This window comes from Bifidobacterium parmae, assembly GCF_002860365.1.
Classification (GTDB): Bacteria; Actinomycetota; Actinomycetes; order Actinomycetales; family Bifidobacteriaceae; genus Bifidobacterium; species Bifidobacterium parmae.
Genome location: NZ_NMWT01000001.1, coordinates 40,171 through 55,946, shown reverse-complemented (window position 1 = coordinate 55,946; position 15,776 = coordinate 40,171). Strand labels below are relative to the sequence as shown.

The 15,776-nt window shown below is 67.0% G+C and carries 13 protein-coding genes and 1 tRNA gene; 6 read left to right on the top strand and 8 right to left on the bottom strand.

Going from position 1 to position 15,776, the window contains the following annotated elements; genetic code table 11:
• Positions 1 to 108 precede the first annotated feature (108 nt).
• Entirely contained in the window at positions 109 to 1,413 is a 1,305-nt protein-coding gene (locus Uis4E_RS00205) for a sensor histidine kinase (protein ID WP_101621290.1), read from the bottom strand.
• Between the two features lie 225 nt (positions 1,414 to 1,638).
• Between Uis4E_RS00205 and phoU the strand changes: the two genes are divergently transcribed.
• Positions 1,639 to 2,319 carry a phosphate signaling complex protein PhoU gene (gene phoU / locus Uis4E_RS00200; RefSeq protein WP_101621289.1) on the top strand — a complete coding sequence of 227 codons (681 nt, stop codon included), beginning with the start codon at positions 1,639 to 1,641 and terminating at the stop codon, positions 2,317 to 2,319.
• A gap of 431 nt (positions 2,320 to 2,750) precedes the next feature.
• On the opposite strand, the gene Uis4E_RS00195 is transcribed toward phoU, so the two are convergent.
• The 5 genes from Uis4E_RS00195 to Uis4E_RS00175 all read right to left on the bottom strand — a co-directional run bounded on the left by Uis4E_RS00195 (position 2,751) and on the right by Uis4E_RS00175 (position 7,761).
• The gene (locus Uis4E_RS00195; RefSeq protein ID WP_034525883.1) at positions 2,751 to 3,491 is read right to left on the bottom strand and encodes a phosphoglyceromutase; all 741 of its coding nucleotides are present in this window, start codon (positions 3,489 to 3,491) and stop codon (positions 2,751 to 2,753) included.
• Positions 3,492 to 3,583: 92 nt separating this feature from the next.
• The gene (gene menA / locus Uis4E_RS00190; RefSeq protein WP_133125352.1) at positions 3,584 to 4,861 is read right to left on the bottom strand and encodes a 1,4-dihydroxy-2-naphthoate octaprenyltransferase; all 1,278 of its coding nucleotides are present in this window, start codon (positions 4,859 to 4,861) and stop codon (positions 3,584 to 3,586) included.
• A 10-nt stretch (positions 4,862 to 4,871) separates the two neighbouring features.
• Positions 4,872 to 5,264: a helix-turn-helix transcriptional regulator gene (locus Uis4E_RS00185; protein ID WP_165784779.1), complete on the bottom strand. Its 393-nt coding sequence runs from the start codon at positions 5,262 to 5,264 to the stop codon at positions 4,872 to 4,874.
• Between the two features lie 47 nt (positions 5,265 to 5,311).
• Positions 5,312 to 6,703 carry a VirD4-like conjugal transfer protein, CD1115 family gene (locus Uis4E_RS00180; RefSeq protein WP_165784778.1) on the bottom strand — a complete coding sequence of 464 codons (1,392 nt, stop codon included), beginning with the start codon at positions 6,701 to 6,703 and terminating at the stop codon, positions 5,312 to 5,314.
• 80 nt (positions 6,704 to 6,783) lie between these two features.
• On the bottom strand, positions 6,784 to 7,761 hold the full coding sequence (locus Uis4E_RS00175) for a hypothetical protein (RefSeq protein ID WP_133125351.1): 978 nt from the start codon (positions 7,759 to 7,761) through the stop codon (positions 6,784 to 6,786).
• A 139-nt stretch (positions 7,762 to 7,900) separates the two neighbouring features.
• On the opposite strand from Uis4E_RS00175, the gene Uis4E_RS00170 reads away from it, so the two are divergent.
• Positions 7,901 to 8,971, top strand: coding sequence for a hypothetical protein (locus Uis4E_RS00170; protein ID WP_101621284.1), 1,071 nt, complete (start codon positions 7,901 to 7,903; stop codon positions 8,969 to 8,971).
• Positions 8,968 to 9,903, top strand: a complete 936-nt coding sequence (locus Uis4E_RS00165) for a hypothetical protein (RefSeq protein WP_101621283.1) — start codon at positions 8,968 to 8,970, stop codon at positions 9,901 to 9,903. The genes Uis4E_RS00170 and Uis4E_RS00165 overlap by 4 nt, the downstream gene beginning before the upstream one ends.
• A 60-nt stretch (positions 9,904 to 9,963) precedes the next feature.
• Here the strand turns inward: Uis4E_RS00165 and Uis4E_RS00160 are convergent, their stop codons facing one another.
• Positions 9,964 to 11,649, bottom strand: a complete 1,686-nt coding sequence (locus tag Uis4E_RS00160) for a serine hydrolase (protein WP_133125350.1) — start codon at positions 11,647 to 11,649, stop codon at positions 9,964 to 9,966.
• 272 nt (positions 11,650 to 11,921) lie between these two features.
• Between Uis4E_RS00160 and Uis4E_RS00155 the strand changes: the two genes are divergently transcribed.
• Positions 11,922 to 12,704: a hypothetical protein gene (locus Uis4E_RS00155; protein WP_101621281.1), complete on the top strand. Its 783-nt coding sequence runs from the start codon at positions 11,922 to 11,924 to the stop codon at positions 12,702 to 12,704.
• 45 nt (positions 12,705 to 12,749) lie between these two features.
• On the top strand, positions 12,750 to 13,772 hold the full coding sequence (locus Uis4E_RS00150; RefSeq protein WP_101621280.1) for a zinc ribbon domain-containing protein: 1,023 nt from the start codon (positions 12,750 to 12,752) through the stop codon (positions 13,770 to 13,772).
• 96 nt (positions 13,773 to 13,868) lie between these two features.
• Here the strand turns inward: Uis4E_RS00150 and lysS are convergent, their stop codons facing one another.
• The gene (lysS, locus tag Uis4E_RS00145) at positions 13,869 to 15,554 is read right to left on the bottom strand and encodes a lysine--tRNA ligase (protein WP_101621279.1); all 1,686 of its coding nucleotides are present in this window, start codon (positions 15,552 to 15,554) and stop codon (positions 13,869 to 13,871) included.
• 114 nt (positions 15,555 to 15,668) lie between these two features.
• Here lysS and Uis4E_RS00140 point away from each other — a divergent pair.
• Positions 15,669 to 15,742, top strand: a tRNA-Pro gene (locus Uis4E_RS00140).
• Positions 15,743 to 15,776 lie beyond the last annotated feature (34 nt).

Sequence of the window (15,776 nt, the reverse complement as noted above, 5' to 3'; positions counted from 1 at the left end):
CTGAGGGTGGTTTCCCGCCGCGCAGCGACCACCCCCACCCGGCTTTCGCCGGGAGCCCCCGCCGGCGGGGGCCTTGACAAAACGTCATGCGCGATCGCATGGCCTCATTCAGCGGGCGATGGGCAGGGTGAGGGTGAACGTGCTGCCCTGGCCGGGCGCGGACCATACGGCGACGGTGCCGTGGTGGGTGAGCGCCACATGCTTGACGATCGACAATCCCAATCCCACGCCGTCCGCGGTGCGCGCGCTCTGGTCGGCGCCGCGGTAGAACCGTTCGAAGATGCGCGACTGCTCGCGCTTCGGAATGCCCTTGCCCTGGTCGATCACGCGGATCACCGCGTGGCGGCGCATCTCGTCCGCCTCCACGGACACGCCCACATACCCGCCGCGCGGCGAATACTCGATCGCGTTCTCGACGAGCTTTGCCAGGGCCGTGCGGATCTGCCCGGAATCGCCGTTGACGACGAGCGAATCGTCGCCCTCCACGTTCACGTCGACGCCGAAATCGGCGCTCTTCTGCGCGAGCGACGCCTTCACCGCACGCACCTCGTCCATCACGTCGAGACGGTTCGCGGCGGACGGCACGATCGGCTCCTGCGCCTTGATGAGCAGCAGCAGGTCGGAGACCATGTGGTTGAGATGGTTGCTGGTCGTGCGCACCTCACGCGCGTCCGCCTCGATGCGCACGCGGTCGGGACCGTTCCCGTCCCCGCCGCCGGCCTCCAGATCGTCGGCGAGACGCCCCAGCGCCTCGGTCGGCCCCAGCAGCTGCTCGGACACGTTGATGATGAACGAGTCGCGGATCTGCGCGAACCGCACCGTCTCGCTCACGTCGTCGATGAGGACGACGACGTGGCGCTCGTCCACGCGCCCGACCGTCACCTTCAGCCAGTTCGGGCGTCGCACGCCGGGCCGTGCGCCCGGCGCGACGCCCGCACCGGACTGCGTGTCGCCGTCGGACGCCGTGACGAACCGTTCCGGCGTCTCCGTCTCCAAATCGAAACGCCGCCTGCCGCCGGTGGCGAACACCTCGCGCACCGCCTCCACCACCTTCTCGTTGACGATGCTGTCGTCCTGGACGATGCCGAGACGGTACGACTGCGGGTTCGCGCGCACCACGTCGCCGTCGCGGTCGACGATCAGCGACGCGCTCGGCAGGATCGACAGCAGCGATTCCGTCGACGCGTCGAGGCCGGCGTCGCCGTCGCCGTCGTCGCGGCGCCGCCGCAGCCCGCGCGTCTTGCGTCCGATGAGATTGCCGAGCCATTCGGTGAACGACGCTCCCCCGAGCAGACGCTCCACGATCGGTTCGACATGATCGATGATGAACAGCAGGACGGCGAGCGCGATGGCGAGACCCATCACGCCGAAGACCGACGACACGAGGATCGACGGCAGCGGGGAATCATACATGCGTTCCATTCTCCCACACCGGGCGTGTCGGATGCGGCGACATGCCGTGTAGTTGAATACTTGGTGAACGTAGCAGTGAACGTGCAACCAACAACAGATGGCGATTGCGCTACGTTGTCGCGAAAGCGCCGGTACTCGCATAAAATGGGAGAGGTTGCCGTGAGGTGCGGGCTGCGCATGACCGTCGCCCGTCCATGGCCGAAGAAAGATGAAAGGCTGAAGACAATGCGCGTTATCTTTAACGAAGAGCTCAAGGCCGTGGCCGACGACCTTGACCGTATGGCGCAGGGTGTGCGTAAGTCCATCCGCGGCGCCGGCGACGCCCTGCTCAAGCAGGACGTGGAGGCCGCCCAGACCGTGATCGATGGCGACATCGAGCTGGACGCCCTTGAGGAGAGCGTCGTCGACCAGTGCGTGAAGCTGCTCGCCAAGCAGAACCCGGTCGCCACCGACCTGCGCGTCGTGGTCTCCACGATGCGTCTGGCCACCACGTTCGAGCGTATGGGCGATCTCGCCAAGCACGTGGCGGAGACCGCGCGCCGCGCCTACCCCGCCTCCGCGCTGCCTGAGGGCGCGAAGGAGACGTTCCAGCAGATGCAGGACTTCCTGGACGAGACGTCCGACGACGTGGTGAGCATGCTCGCCGACCGCGACGCCAAGACCGCCGAGCGCATCATCGCCAACGACGACAAGCTCGACGCTCTGCACCACAAAACCTTCGAGTTCGCGCTTGACGAAAGCGAGGAGATCAGCCGTCAGCAGCTCATCGACGTCGTGCTGCTCGGCCGCTTCCTCGAGCGCCTCGGCGACCACGCGGTCTCGGCCGCGCGTCGCGTCGTGTTCATCGTCTCCGGCTTCGATCCGTCGAAGGAGCCGAGCCGTGACGAGGAAGGCTCGATCGAGTAAGGTTCCGTCCGGCTGTCTGGACGGATGACGAATTTCCTCCCCAGGGAGGGCCCGAAACGGCGCAATGGCCTTGACTGGTCTTGCGTCGTTTTGTTATATGCGGATTGCGGCACAGGACATGCGCGTATGACGGTATCCCGCTCCCGCCGACGCAACGGTCAAGCACGCACATGCATGACGACATCCCGCTCCCGTAACGGACACGCACACACATGCATGACGTATTTCCGCTCCCGCTGGCGGGAGCTGTCGAACGCAGTGAGACTGAGGGTGGTCTCGCCGGCCGGCGACCACCCCCACCCGGCTTCGCCGGGAGCCCCCGCCAGCGGGGGCAACAACCATTGCCCTGCCGCAGGGCAACAATAAGGGGGACGCTCCTTCGTGGAGCGTCCCCCCTTCGGTTACCGTGATTCAGTGATGAATCGTGGGGCTCACTTCTGGCCCTGGGCGGCGACGGCGGCGGCACCGGCGGCGGCGGCCTCCGGGTCCAGGTACTCGCCACGCGGCTTGATCGGCTTGAAGTCCTCGTCCAGCTCGTACAGCAGCGGGATGGCGGTCGGGATGTTGACCTTGGCGATCTCCTCCTCGGACAGGTTGTCGAGCATCTTGACGATGGCACGCAGCGAGTTGCCGTGGGCGGCGATCAGGACGGTCTTGCCGGCCTTGAGCTCGGGCTCGATGGCGGACTTGAAGTACGGCTCGACGCGCTTGACGACATCGGCCAGGCACTCGGCTTCCGGAACCGGATCGCCGGTGTAGCGCGGGTCGTGGTTCTGCGCGTACTCGTCGTTCGGGTCGATCTCGGGCGGCGGGGTCGCGTAGGAGCGGCGCCACAGCATGAACTTCTCGTCGCCATACTCCTGACGGATCTCCGTCTTGTTCTTGCCCTGCAGAGCGCCGTAGTGACGCTCGTTGAGACGCCAGTTGCGCTCGACTGGGATCCACAGGCGGTCCGCGGCGTCCAGCGCGATGTTGGCGGTGTTGATGGCGCGACGCAGCAGGGAGGTGAACACGATGTCCGGGAGGACGTTCTTCTCCTTGAGCAGCTCGCCGCCACGCTTGGCTTCGGCTTCACCCTGCTCGGTCAGCGGGACGTCGACCCAGCCGGTGAACTGATTGGTTTTGTTCCATGCGCTCTGTCCGTGACGGAGCAGTACCAGTTTGTAAGACATACGGCCAGTCTACCGCCAGTCCGGCCCAGACACGAACATGAATCCCACGTTTCTCGGCAACGTTTGGGTAAACAATCGGCCGGCCGGAGGGACTAAGCGGCGATGGTTTCGTCGGGGGCGCCGGTGGCGACCATCGTGAGCACGGCGAACGCGACGGCGAACCACAGGGCGTTGAGTCCGGCGAGCTTCAGGGCGACGCCGTACCGAGCGCGCGACACGTTCAGCACGATGCCGGCCAGCAGCGCCAGGCCGACGCCCGCCGCGACCAGCAGGAGCAGCGCCGCCAATCCCGGCATCCGCCCGACGTGGCCGGTCGCCGCGAACGACACCCGGTCGGCCGCGACGAGACCCGACGCGACCATCAGGTATCCGGCGACCATCCACTCCACGGCCGCGCACACGACGAGCATGATCCGCGCGCCGCGTGCGCCCAGGCGCACGGCGAGCGTGCATTTGCCGTGTATGCGATCGTCGTCGACGTCGCGCAGATTGTTGACCATGAGCAGCAGCATCGCGTTGATGCCGCAGCAGACGGCGGCGAGGATCCCCATCCCGTCGACGCCGTACTCGCCGTCCCACAGCATCGACCATACGGTCCAGCCGGCCGCCGCCGACTTGGCCGGCACCGTGAGCGGCGTCTCGAACGCGATCCGCCACGTGTCGGGCATGCCGAAGCCGTCGAAGCTCCGCGCGATGGCGAACTGCGTGCCGAGCGTGGCGACCAGACCGAAGAACACGAACACGAACACCTCGCCGAAACCCGCGTATCCGTAGGGGTGGCGGCCGCCGGTGTAGCACCATCCGGCGATGACGCACAACGCGCCGACGCCGATCAGCCAGTATTGCCCGGACAGCGCGGCGACGGCGAGACCGCACGCGCAGGCGAGCGCGGCGGCGACGCCGGCCGCGGCGAGCACGCGTCTCGGCGGCACGAGGCCGGACGCGACGAGGCGGCGCGGCTTGCCGCTCGCCGCCTCGCTGCCGCCGCGCGACGCGTCCGTGCCGCGGACGCCGTCGGAGTAGTCGTTGGCGAAGTTGACGGCGATCTGGAGGAACAGGGCGACGCCGACGCACAGGAGCGTCATGGCGGAGAACCGGGCGAACGCGCCGTCGTAGGCGTACCAAGGGACGAAGCACGGGCCTTGGGCCGTCTCCAGATCGGCCCAGACGCGCTCGTCGATCGAGATGCAGCTGCGGGCGGCCGGCGCGTCGAGCAGCCGCCACGCGCAGGCGGCGCCGACCAGCACCGGCGCGATCGACGCGGGCAGCGTCTTCGGACGGATGCCGGACATCCACAGGCGCAACGGAGCGTGCGCGCGGTTCGATGCCGCGTTGTTCGATGATTCCCGATTCCCGATTCCCGATCGCATGGCTCTCACTCTAGCGCGATTCGGGTTGGATGCCCCGCTCCTTGTCTGTTCCAAGGCTTTCGGCGGCGAGGAGGCTGCGGCGCGCCTGCAGGTTCCATTGGTCCTGTTGGATTCCGGAATGGTCCGCGCCGCGCATACGCTTCGGGACGTGCTCCGTTCCGTCCGTCCCGTCTGGTTCCGCACCGATGAAGATGTCGTACACGTGGATGCCGAGCACGCCGGCGATGGCGTACAGCGTGGAGAGCTTGGGTGAGCGCCGCCCCTGTTCGATGTAGCCGATCGAGACGCGGTCCATGTCGAGCCGTTCCGCCAGCTGCTCCTGCGAGAGACCACGGGATTTGCGGAAGCTCTGGATGCGGCGGCCGACCGTCCAAAGGAAGCGCTGATAACTCGTGGTTGACATGGTGCCCATTGCAGTGCAACGGACACCAAAGCACCACTAACGCTCAGTTAGCATTTTCCGGCCTCGTCGCAGCCGGCGAGGATGCGTTCCGCGGCTTCCACGGCCTGAGCCGCGGCAGCGACGGCGCGCCGCCCCTCCGGGGTCTTCCGGTAGAGCGGGTGATCGGTCAGGTCGTAGGGCCGCGCCAGTTCGGGGCCGCGTCCGCGCTCGAACAGGTAGAGCCTGTCGAGCGGCATCCGCAGCACCTCGTCCAGCGGGAGTCCGGCGCGCAGTCCGATCCGTCGCGCGGTCTGCACGTCCTGCCCGCCCAGGTACAGCCAGTGGTCGCAGTTGTCGACGATGCTGGCGGCCACGGCCTCCCCGTACATGCCGTCCAGCTGGGTGAGCGACTGGAGGATCACGCTGACGGAGATTCCGCGCGAACGGATCACCGCGATCACCTTGTCGAAATCGGGGATTCGGCAATTCGTCGCGAAATCGTCGAGGTAGAGGCGCACCGGCACCGGAAGCCGGTTGTCGTCGCACGCGGTGTCGGCGTACCGGCACAGCTGCTGCAACGCCTGCGTGTAGAACAGGTTGATCATGCGGTCCATCGACCGGTCGGTGTCGGAGACGTTGACGAACACCGCCCATCGTCCGGTGGCGAGCCGCGTGAAGTCGATGCGCTCGGCGCGGGTGAACATGGCGGTCGCGCCGCCGAACGACATCGGCGCGAGTTTCGATTCGAGGATGCCGCGGATGCTGGCGTCCATCTTCTCGGCCGTCCGAGAGGCCTTGATCGACCGCCAGCGTCTGGCGACCAGTCCCCGCGGGTCGATCTCGCACATCTCGTCCATCATGACGGCGATGGAGTCCTCGCCCATCACGCTCACCATGCGTTGCACGGAGGCGAACGTGCGCTCCTCGTCGGGCAGACATTGCATCACGTAGGCGATGAACGCGGAGAGGTACATGGCGCCGGCGCTGTCCCAGAAGGGGTCGCGGTGGTCCTCGATCGGACTGACGGCGGAGGCGATGGCGACGACGTCCTGCTCGCTGAACGAGCCGTCGGGGGCGGTGCGGATGAAGTCGAGCGGATTGTAGCCGAGCATGGCCGCACCGGGCACGCCGCGTATGGGGCTCGACCCCCAGCCGGCGACGTCGGTGAAGTCGACGCATGCCACGCGGTAGCCGCGGGCGGCGAGCGCGGGGCCGATCTCACGCGCGAGGTTGCCTTTCGTGTCGGTCACGATGACCGATTCCTCGCATTGCAGCAGATTGGGTTTGACGTAGCCGCGGGTCTTGCCCGCGCCGGACGGCCCGATCACCAGGTCGTTGTTGTTGAGCCGGGATACGCGGGTGTCGTTGGTGACCGTGCGCCCCGCGGCGAGGATCCTCCCCTTGGGGCCCGAGCCGCTGCCCGGCGCCTGCTCCATGTTCTTCATGGTCGTCATGTCCATATGTCTCCCTTTCGTTTCGTCCGTTTCCTGGTCCTCGGCTCGGCGGCGTCCGCCTCCGGCCATACGTGGGGCGACCCCGTCTAGGCGAGCCCGCGGTCGGCCATCACCGCCAACGGCGCGATGACGGCGACGAGGTTCACGTCGGCGTCGTCATCGCCCATGGGACGGGTCAGGATCGGGGACGTTCCATCCGCCGAGCATGCGTTCCGATTGGCCTCCGTCTGCGCGGCGGACGTCTCGCCGAGCATCGGCAGGATGGTCACGCCCAGTCGTTCCACGCGCGCGAACGCCCGGCGCCGCATCGGTACGGCCACGTCGCCGAGAATCCATTCGTAGGCCTCGAAGCAGTCCGCCAATTGCAGCCGGCGCACACGATCGAGCAGGGTCCGGTCGCGGCCGCTGGCCGGTCGGGCCCACAGGTCGGCGTGGTCGCGGGCGTCGCGCAGCCGCCGTTCAAGCGGTATCCGTTCGATCGCCGCCCGTCCGCCCGTCCGGCCGCCGCGCCACCCGGCGGCGTCGAGCGGCTGGGTGAACGTGACCGCGCCCTCCCTTGTCCGGCGGGATCGTCGGCGGCGCGACGCCCCTTTGTCCTCCCCGTCGTCGAGCCCTTGCCCGAGCGGGCGGACGAGGACGTCGACGACGGCCATCACCTCGTCGACGCCGTCGCAGTCGGGCCGCGGCAGCCACAGGTCGTCCGCGTCGCAGCGCAGCAGCCTGTCGCGCAACATCGCCGAGAACCGCGCCACGGTCGTGTCCGCGTCGAAGGCCATCGCCGGCGCGCCGCGGCGGTCACAGGGAGCGTCCCGGTCGCCGCGGCCGATCTCCTCCACGGCGAGCCGCAGATCGTCGAGGAGGCGCGGCCGCACGAAGCCGCTTCGGTCCCCGTCGAGGATGTCGGCCTCGTCGCAGTAGTCGTGCAGCGGCATGCGCGCGAACCGGCGCAGCAGCGAGATCGCGTAGTCGGGCGTGGTGTGCCGGCAATCCTCCGCCAGCCGTCGGAACCGCGTCTCCAAGGGGATGCGCGCCAACCTTCGCGCATCCGCCTTGTTCCCCGTCATCGGCATCATCCGTTCCTTTCGTCGTCGTGACGGGAATGACGATATGCGTCCCACGAAAACCGGTTTCGTAGATTCTACGGTTTGTGGGATCGCCACCTCCATATCGTGGCGGCATCGCTACGATGAAAGGAGACACGACATGGGCAACGTTGCGAGGCACACGATGAACGATCCGTCCACCAGCACCGTCTACGGCAAGCTCGCGCGCATGCACCGGCTGTTGCGAGACACCGAAGGCATGATGCGCTCCATCGTCGACGACGCCGCCACGAGCGCGGAGGAACGGGACCGGCTGCGTTCCCGGACACGGTCGGCGTTCTCCCAGCTCGCCGCGATGGCGACGGGACGGTACGTCCGGTTGCACGCCTCCGCCGACGACCGATGGTGGGATCTCGCCGGCAGCGGATACGACGACGACGCCGCGTACGCGCTGTCGAGCTGCATCGCGACCGCCAACGCGGCACACGCCGCCGACGGCGATGCGGTCGACGCGGCACTGCTCGACGCCGCCCTGTACTGCGCGGTCGCGTTCCTCACGATCCGCTTCGACGAGATGACCTTCACCGACCTCATCGACCTGTGCGCGCCGCAGGTGTTCACCCCGTACACACAGACCGGCGAGCCCGACGCGACCGGTACCACGCGCGGCGTCTACGGCTACGACATCGTCCGCGCCGACCGTCCCGACCATCCACGATTGCCGAGCTCGCGCACGCTCGCGCTCATCGACAAGATCCCCGACGATCTCGCCTTCTGCAAGTCCGACGAGATCGGACGCAACCCGTACGACCTGCGCTATCGGCTGGACCATGCGGACGAGACGTTCGACGAGCCGTACGCCGTGTTCGATTCCGCGCGATACCGCGACTCCCACGCGCTGCTGGCACGCGGCTACCGGGAGGAGCGCGACGCGACGTGGCCGACCGACGTCCGCCACGACCCGTTGCCGACCGCCGCCGCGGCGCTCGCGGCGCTGCCGGCGGCGGTCGAACAGGCCGTGGACCGCTACCTGTGCGCGACCGCGGAGGTGGGATTCGCGGGGAACGACCGGTACGTCCCGTTCGTGATCGACGTCACGCGACTGCAACGGCTGCTGTGGAGACGCCGCCGCGCCATGGACTATGGCGAATCCGCCGACGTGGACGGACTGCTGCGCGCGGTGGACAGCGTGTGCCGCCGCACTTGGATGAAGACGAGGAGCACGCGATGAGCGACGGGACACGGGGGCCGGGCGCCTACGATTTCGGCGATGACCTGCTGGCGCGGCTGCACGATGACTACGTCCTGTGCCGACAGGACGGCGACGTCACGGCATCGGCGCTGTTCGACTACCATCGTCGACTGCTGGAGGAGGGCGGCACGCCCTATGATCCCGGCGACGAGGCGCAGCGGCGGCGGCTGTGCCGGCAATGCGAGGATTTCCTCGACAACCGCGGCGTGCCGGTCGTCGTCTCCCGGCGCGGCACGGCGAAACGCAAGTCGCGCACGAAGAACAAGATGCTCAGACTCATCGACGTGCTATGCGAACGGCATCATCTGCGGCTCTCCGACGATGCGAACCGGAAGACTGACGCGTTCGTGGGCGACGTCCCCGAACGCGACATCCGCCGGCTGCACGAGCTGGTCCGGCACGACGCGGACTATGCGGAGCTCGTCATCCCGCTGCGCTCCGACGCGCGCACCGGCGTCACGCTGATGATGCTGGGGCGCGACTGGCTCGCCGACATGATCGACGTGGACACCGACGACCAATGCTTCTTCGTCATCCTGACGCCTCAGGACCGGCGATACGAGTCGGACGGGGCGGCGCACATCGGATTCGCGGTCGGCGCGGATCCGCGCATGAGCGCGGGATCTGCCGCGGCGGAGCCGTCCGATGCGGGCGTCAACGCGCCGGACGACGACCCGTCGCTGTTCGACGACTGGGACGAGGCGTGGGACCAGTACCGGATCACGGTGGACGGGTACGCCGTCACCGAGTTCCTCTACGACCACAATCTCGTCGCCCCGGTGGGGTGCCCCGAGTCGATGCTGCGGTTCTTCGAGCCGGACGACGACCCGATGACCGACGAGGGCGCGTGGCGGCTCACCCCGGCCGAGGAGCGTGAATACCAGGAGTTCCTCGCCGGCCTGCACGGCTGATCCGGGCGCGCGAGGGGCCGGCGCCCGGATCGTGCGCGGCCGGCGCCGGCCCGTCGGCGGTCAGCCCTTGAGGCTGGCGAGGATGGCGATGACCTCGCGCCGCTCCTGATCGGTGAGGCCGTGCTGGTTGTTGGCGACCACGAACGAAGTGGAGCCGGCCCAATCGAATGCCAGCACGCACTGAGGCTCTCCCACGAAGTCGTGGTGGCCCTGCATCGATTCGGGGGTCAACGCGTACATGTCGTCGTTGAACGAGGCGACCATGAACGGGCCGAGATCGTATTGCGTCGCCTGCACGGCAGGCGCGTTGAACTGCGCGTCGGCCACCTTGGCGATGTCGGAGCTCCACTGGTAACGCCCGCAGCCGCTGTACCCGTCCATCCCGTACAGGTACCGCAATTGCACGCCACGGGAATTGGAAAGATCCACCTCCTCGACGTACTGGTTCACGGTGTTGTCGGTGATCGTCCAATCGGACGGGTACTGGAAGGTCAGCGCCGGCATGGTCACGGCGTTCACGGTGCCGTACTGCGTCGTGTACGACTGGGTGAGCTCCACCGGCGTCGCCGTGCCGGAGCCTTCGTCGCCGTTCTGCGCGGTGTTCCCGTCGCCGGACTTGTTCCCCTCGCCCTCGCCTTCGGGGTTCGTCTCCTGGTGGATCTCCTCGAGCAGCTTGTTGACGAGTCCCGCGGCGCCGGACTTGTCCTGCTCGGTCATCACGGTGACGACGACGGTCCTGTCGCCGTCCTTGACGATCAGATAGTAGTTGTAGGCGCCGCCGATGCCCTGCCCGCGATGGCCGTGGATGGTCATCGACGACGGCACGGTGATGCCCTCCTTGGACGTGTCGAGCTCCATGAGCTTGCCCGCGTCGATCCGGTCGACGACGATGAGCATGTTCGTCGCGTCCTCGGCGGTGGTCGTGTTCTCCTTGCCGGCTGCGGAGGCGGCCGTGTCGCCGAACTTGCGCTGGTACTGCGTGTGCTCGTAGCCGTTCTTCTTCAGCCAGTCGTTGAGCGCGTCCAATCCGCCCACCTGGTCGATGAGCTGGTTGGCGGCGTTGTTGTCCATCGTCTTGAGCATCGTGCTCGCCGTTGTGTTCGGATTCTTGCCGTTGTCGGTCGCGGCGAGGTAGACCGGCAGGTAGAGGCCGGAGGCGACGCCGGACTTGCCCGCGCCGGACGAGGAGTATTCGGCCTTGCCGTCCGACGTGGCCATGGCGACGGCGGCCGGCTGCGCGTCCTTGACGATCGAGTCGATCTTCTTCGAGTCGAACGCGAACTTCTTCTCCGTCTTCTGCGCCTTCTTGGACTTCGTCGACTTCTTCGTGGCGGCAGCGGCGGGCTTGCCGGTCGAGTCGTCCGACCGCGAACCGAGGAAGCCGATGCCGGCGACGATCAGCGCGACGGCGGCGAGCGCGGCGACCACGATGAGGATGATCCGCTTGCGCTTCGCGGCCTTCGGGTCCACCGCGATGGCCGTCGGCGACGCGGGTGCGGCCGGCGAGACCGGCGGCACGGCGGATGACGGCACCGACGGCATCGACGGCATCGACGCGGTGGGACGGGCGACGTTCGGCCCGGCGTCATAGATCGTCCCGTCCGGCACGCCGGGCATCGGCGGCATCGGCACCGCGGACGGCGCCCCCTGCGGCATCCCGGACCCCAACGCGACCGGGGCCCCGCACTGGTCGCAGAACGCCGCCCCCTGACGAAGCGGAGCCCCGCACTGATTGCAGAATCCCATGATTCCCTCCCATATTCATCCGACGACGTTTTCGAATCATCGGCGATGACATCGACACTTCCACATGGTGTGGGCGAACGATATGCGTTGCCGTAGAATCTACGGCAACGCATCGCCGCGCCGGCATATGGTGCCGGATATCACGACACGGGCCTATACGCCACGGAAGCCGCCACACGCATTATGCAAACTGCTAGTTATCATAATGCGCGTATGCCTCGGCCTCCCTCGGGGAAGCGCCCGGACCCGCATCAAGAAAGGAACGCTCCGCCGTGAACGAACGCGACGCACTGCTGCAGGAACTCGGCAACGCCCGCAACCTGCTGACGCAGATACAACAGAACCTCCAGAACCTCGACGCATTGAACGGACAGAAGCAGGGCATCGCCCGGCAGATCGTCCAGGTGCAGCACTCCAAACCCGTCTACGACCGAACGCTGCGCCTCGCCAGAAGAGGCAGCTTGTACGGCGCCCTGCTCGGAATCGCGGTGGCCTTGATACCGGTCATCGGCAAATTCATCGGCATCGCCGTGTTCCTCGGCGGCTGCCTGATGGAGGTGCGATCGCGCCCGATGATGGAGGAGGCGGACAAGCGGCACAGGGAACAGCAGCAACGGCAGATCGCCGCCCTTCAGGACCGGTTCCCCGGCCTCGACCAGCAGATCGCCGTCATCAACCAGCAGAACATCACCCCGCTCGCACGCGCCTACAACGCCAACTGCCCCCACTTCCCACTCGACCAGTGGGACCTGTCCTCCATCGGCAAAGTATACGAATTCGTCAGCTCCGGACGCGCGAACACGCTGAAGGAGGCGCTGGACGAATTCGACCTGTGGCAGCACCGCCAGACCATGGAGGAGATGCAACGCAAGCAGGTGTGGAACCAGCGCATGAGCAACATACTGTCGGCGGCCGGCATCGCCGCGCAGGCCAGGACCACCGCGGCGGTCAACCGCAACACCGACGCCGTCAACGAGCAGACCGCTTTCCTCGGCGACGCGCTCGCCAACGGCCCCACGGTCGCCGCGCAGAATTGGAACGCGCGGCACAGCTGATCTCCTGAAACCACCGACGGAACACAACATCAGTAAGGAACGACCATGATCTGCCCCCACTGCAACGCAGCCAACCAGCCCAACGCGAAATTCTGCGCATTGTGCGGCCAACCGATCGCCGCGCAGACGACCTCCCCCCAATCCACGCAGACCATGCCGACCATGCAGCCGACGCAACCCGCCTACGCGTCATACGACGCGGCATACGGCACGGCCCACACGGCCCCGCAGCAGACGCAATCCGCCTACGCCACCACACAACCCACGTACGCCACCACACAACCGGCACCGGCCGGCATCACGGACGACGATTTCGACCGTCTCAACCGGACGTGGACGCTCAAGCAGGTCCTGCTCGAGCGGGGCCTGTTCCCGTTCATCTTCGGCATCGTCGGATGCCTCTTCATCATCAGCAGTCTTCCCATCATCCAGATCATCACCTTCATACCGGCGTTCCTGGTCTCGCTGCTGGTCGGCACCATCCTGATGCGCATCTGGCTGACGCTGACCAAGGCGACCCACGCCGAGCCGGAGATCGTGGAGTACTGCCGCCGCAGCGGCATCGACCCGCATGAGCTCACACGACCCGTGTGGTACGCCCAATACGGCACCATCATCGGATTCTTCGCACTGGGCTTCATCGGATACGGCATCATGATGGCGACGGGCAACGTCCCGCTCTCCTTCATCGCCTACCCCATCGCATGGCTGCTCATACGCGCCCTCAACAAGTACATGTTCGCCCATACCCAGGCGAATACGATCACCATCGCCGCGGTGCAGGCGGGCTGCTGCGACGGCCTGTTCCACGACGAGGGGGAGAAGACCGCGACGCTGAAGCGACTGGAGAGCCGCAACTACGGCACGGTCCGCGCCGCACTGGATGCCGCCCGGTCGTCGCGCTCGTTCACGAAGCTCGGGGTCATCGGCGGCGCCATCACGGCCGTGGGGGCGTTCCTCCTCTTCCGTCCGGTCGACAAGGCGGTCCAGGACGAGATCCGCCTGCACCGAGACCCCTACAACGTCATGGTCGAACAGATGGACCGCGATCGCAGGAACCGCCGCTGACCGCGCGGCGACGCCGCATCGGCACCGCAGAGACGAGTGGGGGCCACGGCTGCATCAGCCGTGGCCCCCACTATTGCATCGTCACGCCATCACGTCTCAGGCGACGAGCGGCTTGACGAGCGGGAAGGTGATGGTCTCGCGGATCGTCGCGCCGGTCAGGGCGATGAGCAGTCGGTCGATGCCCATGCCCATGCCGCCGGCCGGCGGCATGCCGACGCCGAGCGCCTCGAGGAAGTCCTCGTCGATGTCGCACGCCTCCTCGTCGCCGGCGAGCGCGTCCTTCGCCTGGGCGACGAAACGCTCGCGCTGCACGATCGGGTCGTTGAGCTCGGAGTAGCCGGTGGCCAGCTCGAAGCCGCGCACGTAGAGGTCCCACTTCTCGACCACGCCCGGCTTGGAGCGGTGGCCCTTGACGAGCGGAGAGGTCTCGACCGGGAAGTCGCGCACGAAGGTCGGCTCGTAGAGCTTGTCCTCGTAGAAGTGCTCCCACAGATGCTCGACGAGCTTGCCGTGGTTCTCGACCTCGTCGCGCTCGACGCCGAGCTTGTCGGCGATGGCGCCGAGGTGCTCGACGGAGGTGCCCGGGCTGTCCGGGCCGCCGTTCGGGACGATCTCCTCGCCGAGCGCCTCGGACAGGGAGTCGTACATGCTGATCGTGCGCCATTCGCCGCCGAAGTCGTATTCGGTGCCGTCGAGCAGCGTCACCTTGTGCGAGCCGTACACGTCCATCGCGGTCTTCTGCACGAGCTCCTTGACGAGCTGGCCGATCGTGTTGTACGTGCCGTACGCCTGGTACGCCTCGACCATCGTGAACTCGGGGGCGTGCGTCGCGTCGACGCCCTCGTTGCGGAAGTCGCGGTTGATCTCGAACACGCGGTCGATGCCGCCGACGAGGCAGCGCTTGAGGAACAGCTCCGGCGCGATGCGCAGGTAGAGGTCCAGGTCGAACGCGTTCATGTGCGTGGTGAACGGGCGGGCAGCGGCACCGCCGTGCACGGTCTGCAGCATCGGGGTCTCGACCTCGATGAAGTCATGGCTGGCGAACGTGTGGCGCAGCGAGGCGACCGCCTTGGAACGGTTGCGCACCATGTTGCGGATCTTCTCGTCCGCGATCATGCCGATGTACGGCTTGCGGGTGCGGGTGTCCTCGTTGAGCTCCTTGTGGAGGGCGGGCAGCGGCTGGAGCGCCTTGGCGGCGATCGCCCACTCGGTGGCGAAGACGGAGAGCTCGCCGGTCTTCGAGGAGATGACGCGGCCCTTGAGGTACAGGTGATCGCCGAGGTCGACGAGCTGCTTGAACTGCTTCAGGGAGTCGGCGCCGATCTCCTTCTTGGAGATCATGCCCTGGATCTTCGTGCCGTCGCCGGCGGAGAGCTGCACGAAGTTGAGGCCGCCCGCGTTGCGGATGAACAGGACGCGGCCGGCGATGCCCACCATGTCCTCAGTCTCCTGGCCGGGCTCGAGCTTGCCGTCGTACTTGGCGCGCACGGATTCGATCGTGTCGGTCACGTCGAGGTGGACCGGGTACGGGTTGACGCCGGATTCGAGCATCATCGCGCGCTTGGCGACGCGCATCTGCACCTGCTCGGGATGGGCCAGCGGGCCGAACTCCTTGTTGGACGGGTCGACGGCCTCGTCCAGGGTGGCGCCGCCTTTGATCTTCTCGCGGATGGTCTCGTCCTGCTTGAGGAGCATCTCCGCGCGTTCCACCGTGGTCATCTGGGGGACGGCGTTCTCGACGTTCTCGTCCTCGTTCGCTTGGGATTCTTGGGTTTCACACATAGGCACACAGTCTAGCGAGAAGGCGATACACGGCGGGAAATACGCGGAAAACGGCGCGACACGCCGAGGTTTGCATCGCGGAGTGAAGCATGTAATATATCCCCCGTTGCCAAACGGGCTGTAGCGCAGCTTGGTAGCGCGCTTCGTTCGGGACGAAGAGGCCGCGGGTTCAAATCCCGCCAGCCCGACAACTGAGGGAACCGCTGAGAAATCAGCGGTTCC

What these genes read in the sequence shown, in the direction of transcription:
- Uis4E_RS00205 (WP_101621290.1), bottom strand. Translation starts at nt 1,413, where the DNA reads ATGTATGATTCCCCGCTGCCGTCGATCCTCGTGTCGTCGGTCTTCGGC.
- phoU (WP_101621289.1), top strand. Translation starts at nt 1,639, where the DNA reads ATGCGCGTTATCTTTAACGAAGAGCTCAAGGCCGTGGCCGACGACCTT.
- Uis4E_RS00195 (WP_034525883.1), bottom strand. Translation starts at nt 3,491, where the DNA reads ATGTCTTACAAACTGGTACTGCTCCGTCACGGACAGAGCGCATGGAAC.
- menA (WP_133125352.1), bottom strand. Translation starts at nt 4,861, where the DNA reads ATGCGATCGGGAATCGGGAATCGGGAATCATCGAACAACGCGGCATCG.
- Uis4E_RS00185 (WP_165784779.1), bottom strand. Translation starts at nt 5,264, where the DNA reads ATGTCAACCACGAGTTATCAGCGCTTCCTTTGGACGGTCGGCCGCCGC.
- Uis4E_RS00180 (WP_165784778.1), bottom strand. Translation starts at nt 6,703, where the DNA reads ATGGACATGACGACCATGAAGAACATGGAGCAGGCGCCGGGCAGCGGC.
- Uis4E_RS00175 (WP_133125351.1), bottom strand. Translation starts at nt 7,761, where the DNA reads ATGACGGGGAACAAGGCGGATGCGCGAAGGTTGGCGCGCATCCCCTTG.
- Uis4E_RS00170 (WP_101621284.1), top strand. Translation starts at nt 7,901, where the DNA reads ATGGGCAACGTTGCGAGGCACACGATGAACGATCCGTCCACCAGCACC.
- Uis4E_RS00165 (WP_101621283.1), top strand. Translation starts at nt 8,968, where the DNA reads ATGAGCGACGGGACACGGGGGCCGGGCGCCTACGATTTCGGCGATGAC.
- Uis4E_RS00160 (WP_133125350.1), bottom strand. Translation starts at nt 11,649, where the DNA reads ATGGGATTCTGCAATCAGTGCGGGGCTCCGCTTCGTCAGGGGGCGGCG.
- Uis4E_RS00150 (WP_101621280.1), top strand. Translation starts at nt 12,750, where the DNA reads ATGATCTGCCCCCACTGCAACGCAGCCAACCAGCCCAACGCGAAATTC.
- lysS (WP_101621279.1), bottom strand. Translation starts at nt 15,554, where the DNA reads ATGTGTGAAACCCAAGAATCCCAAGCGAACGAGGACGAGAACGTCGAG.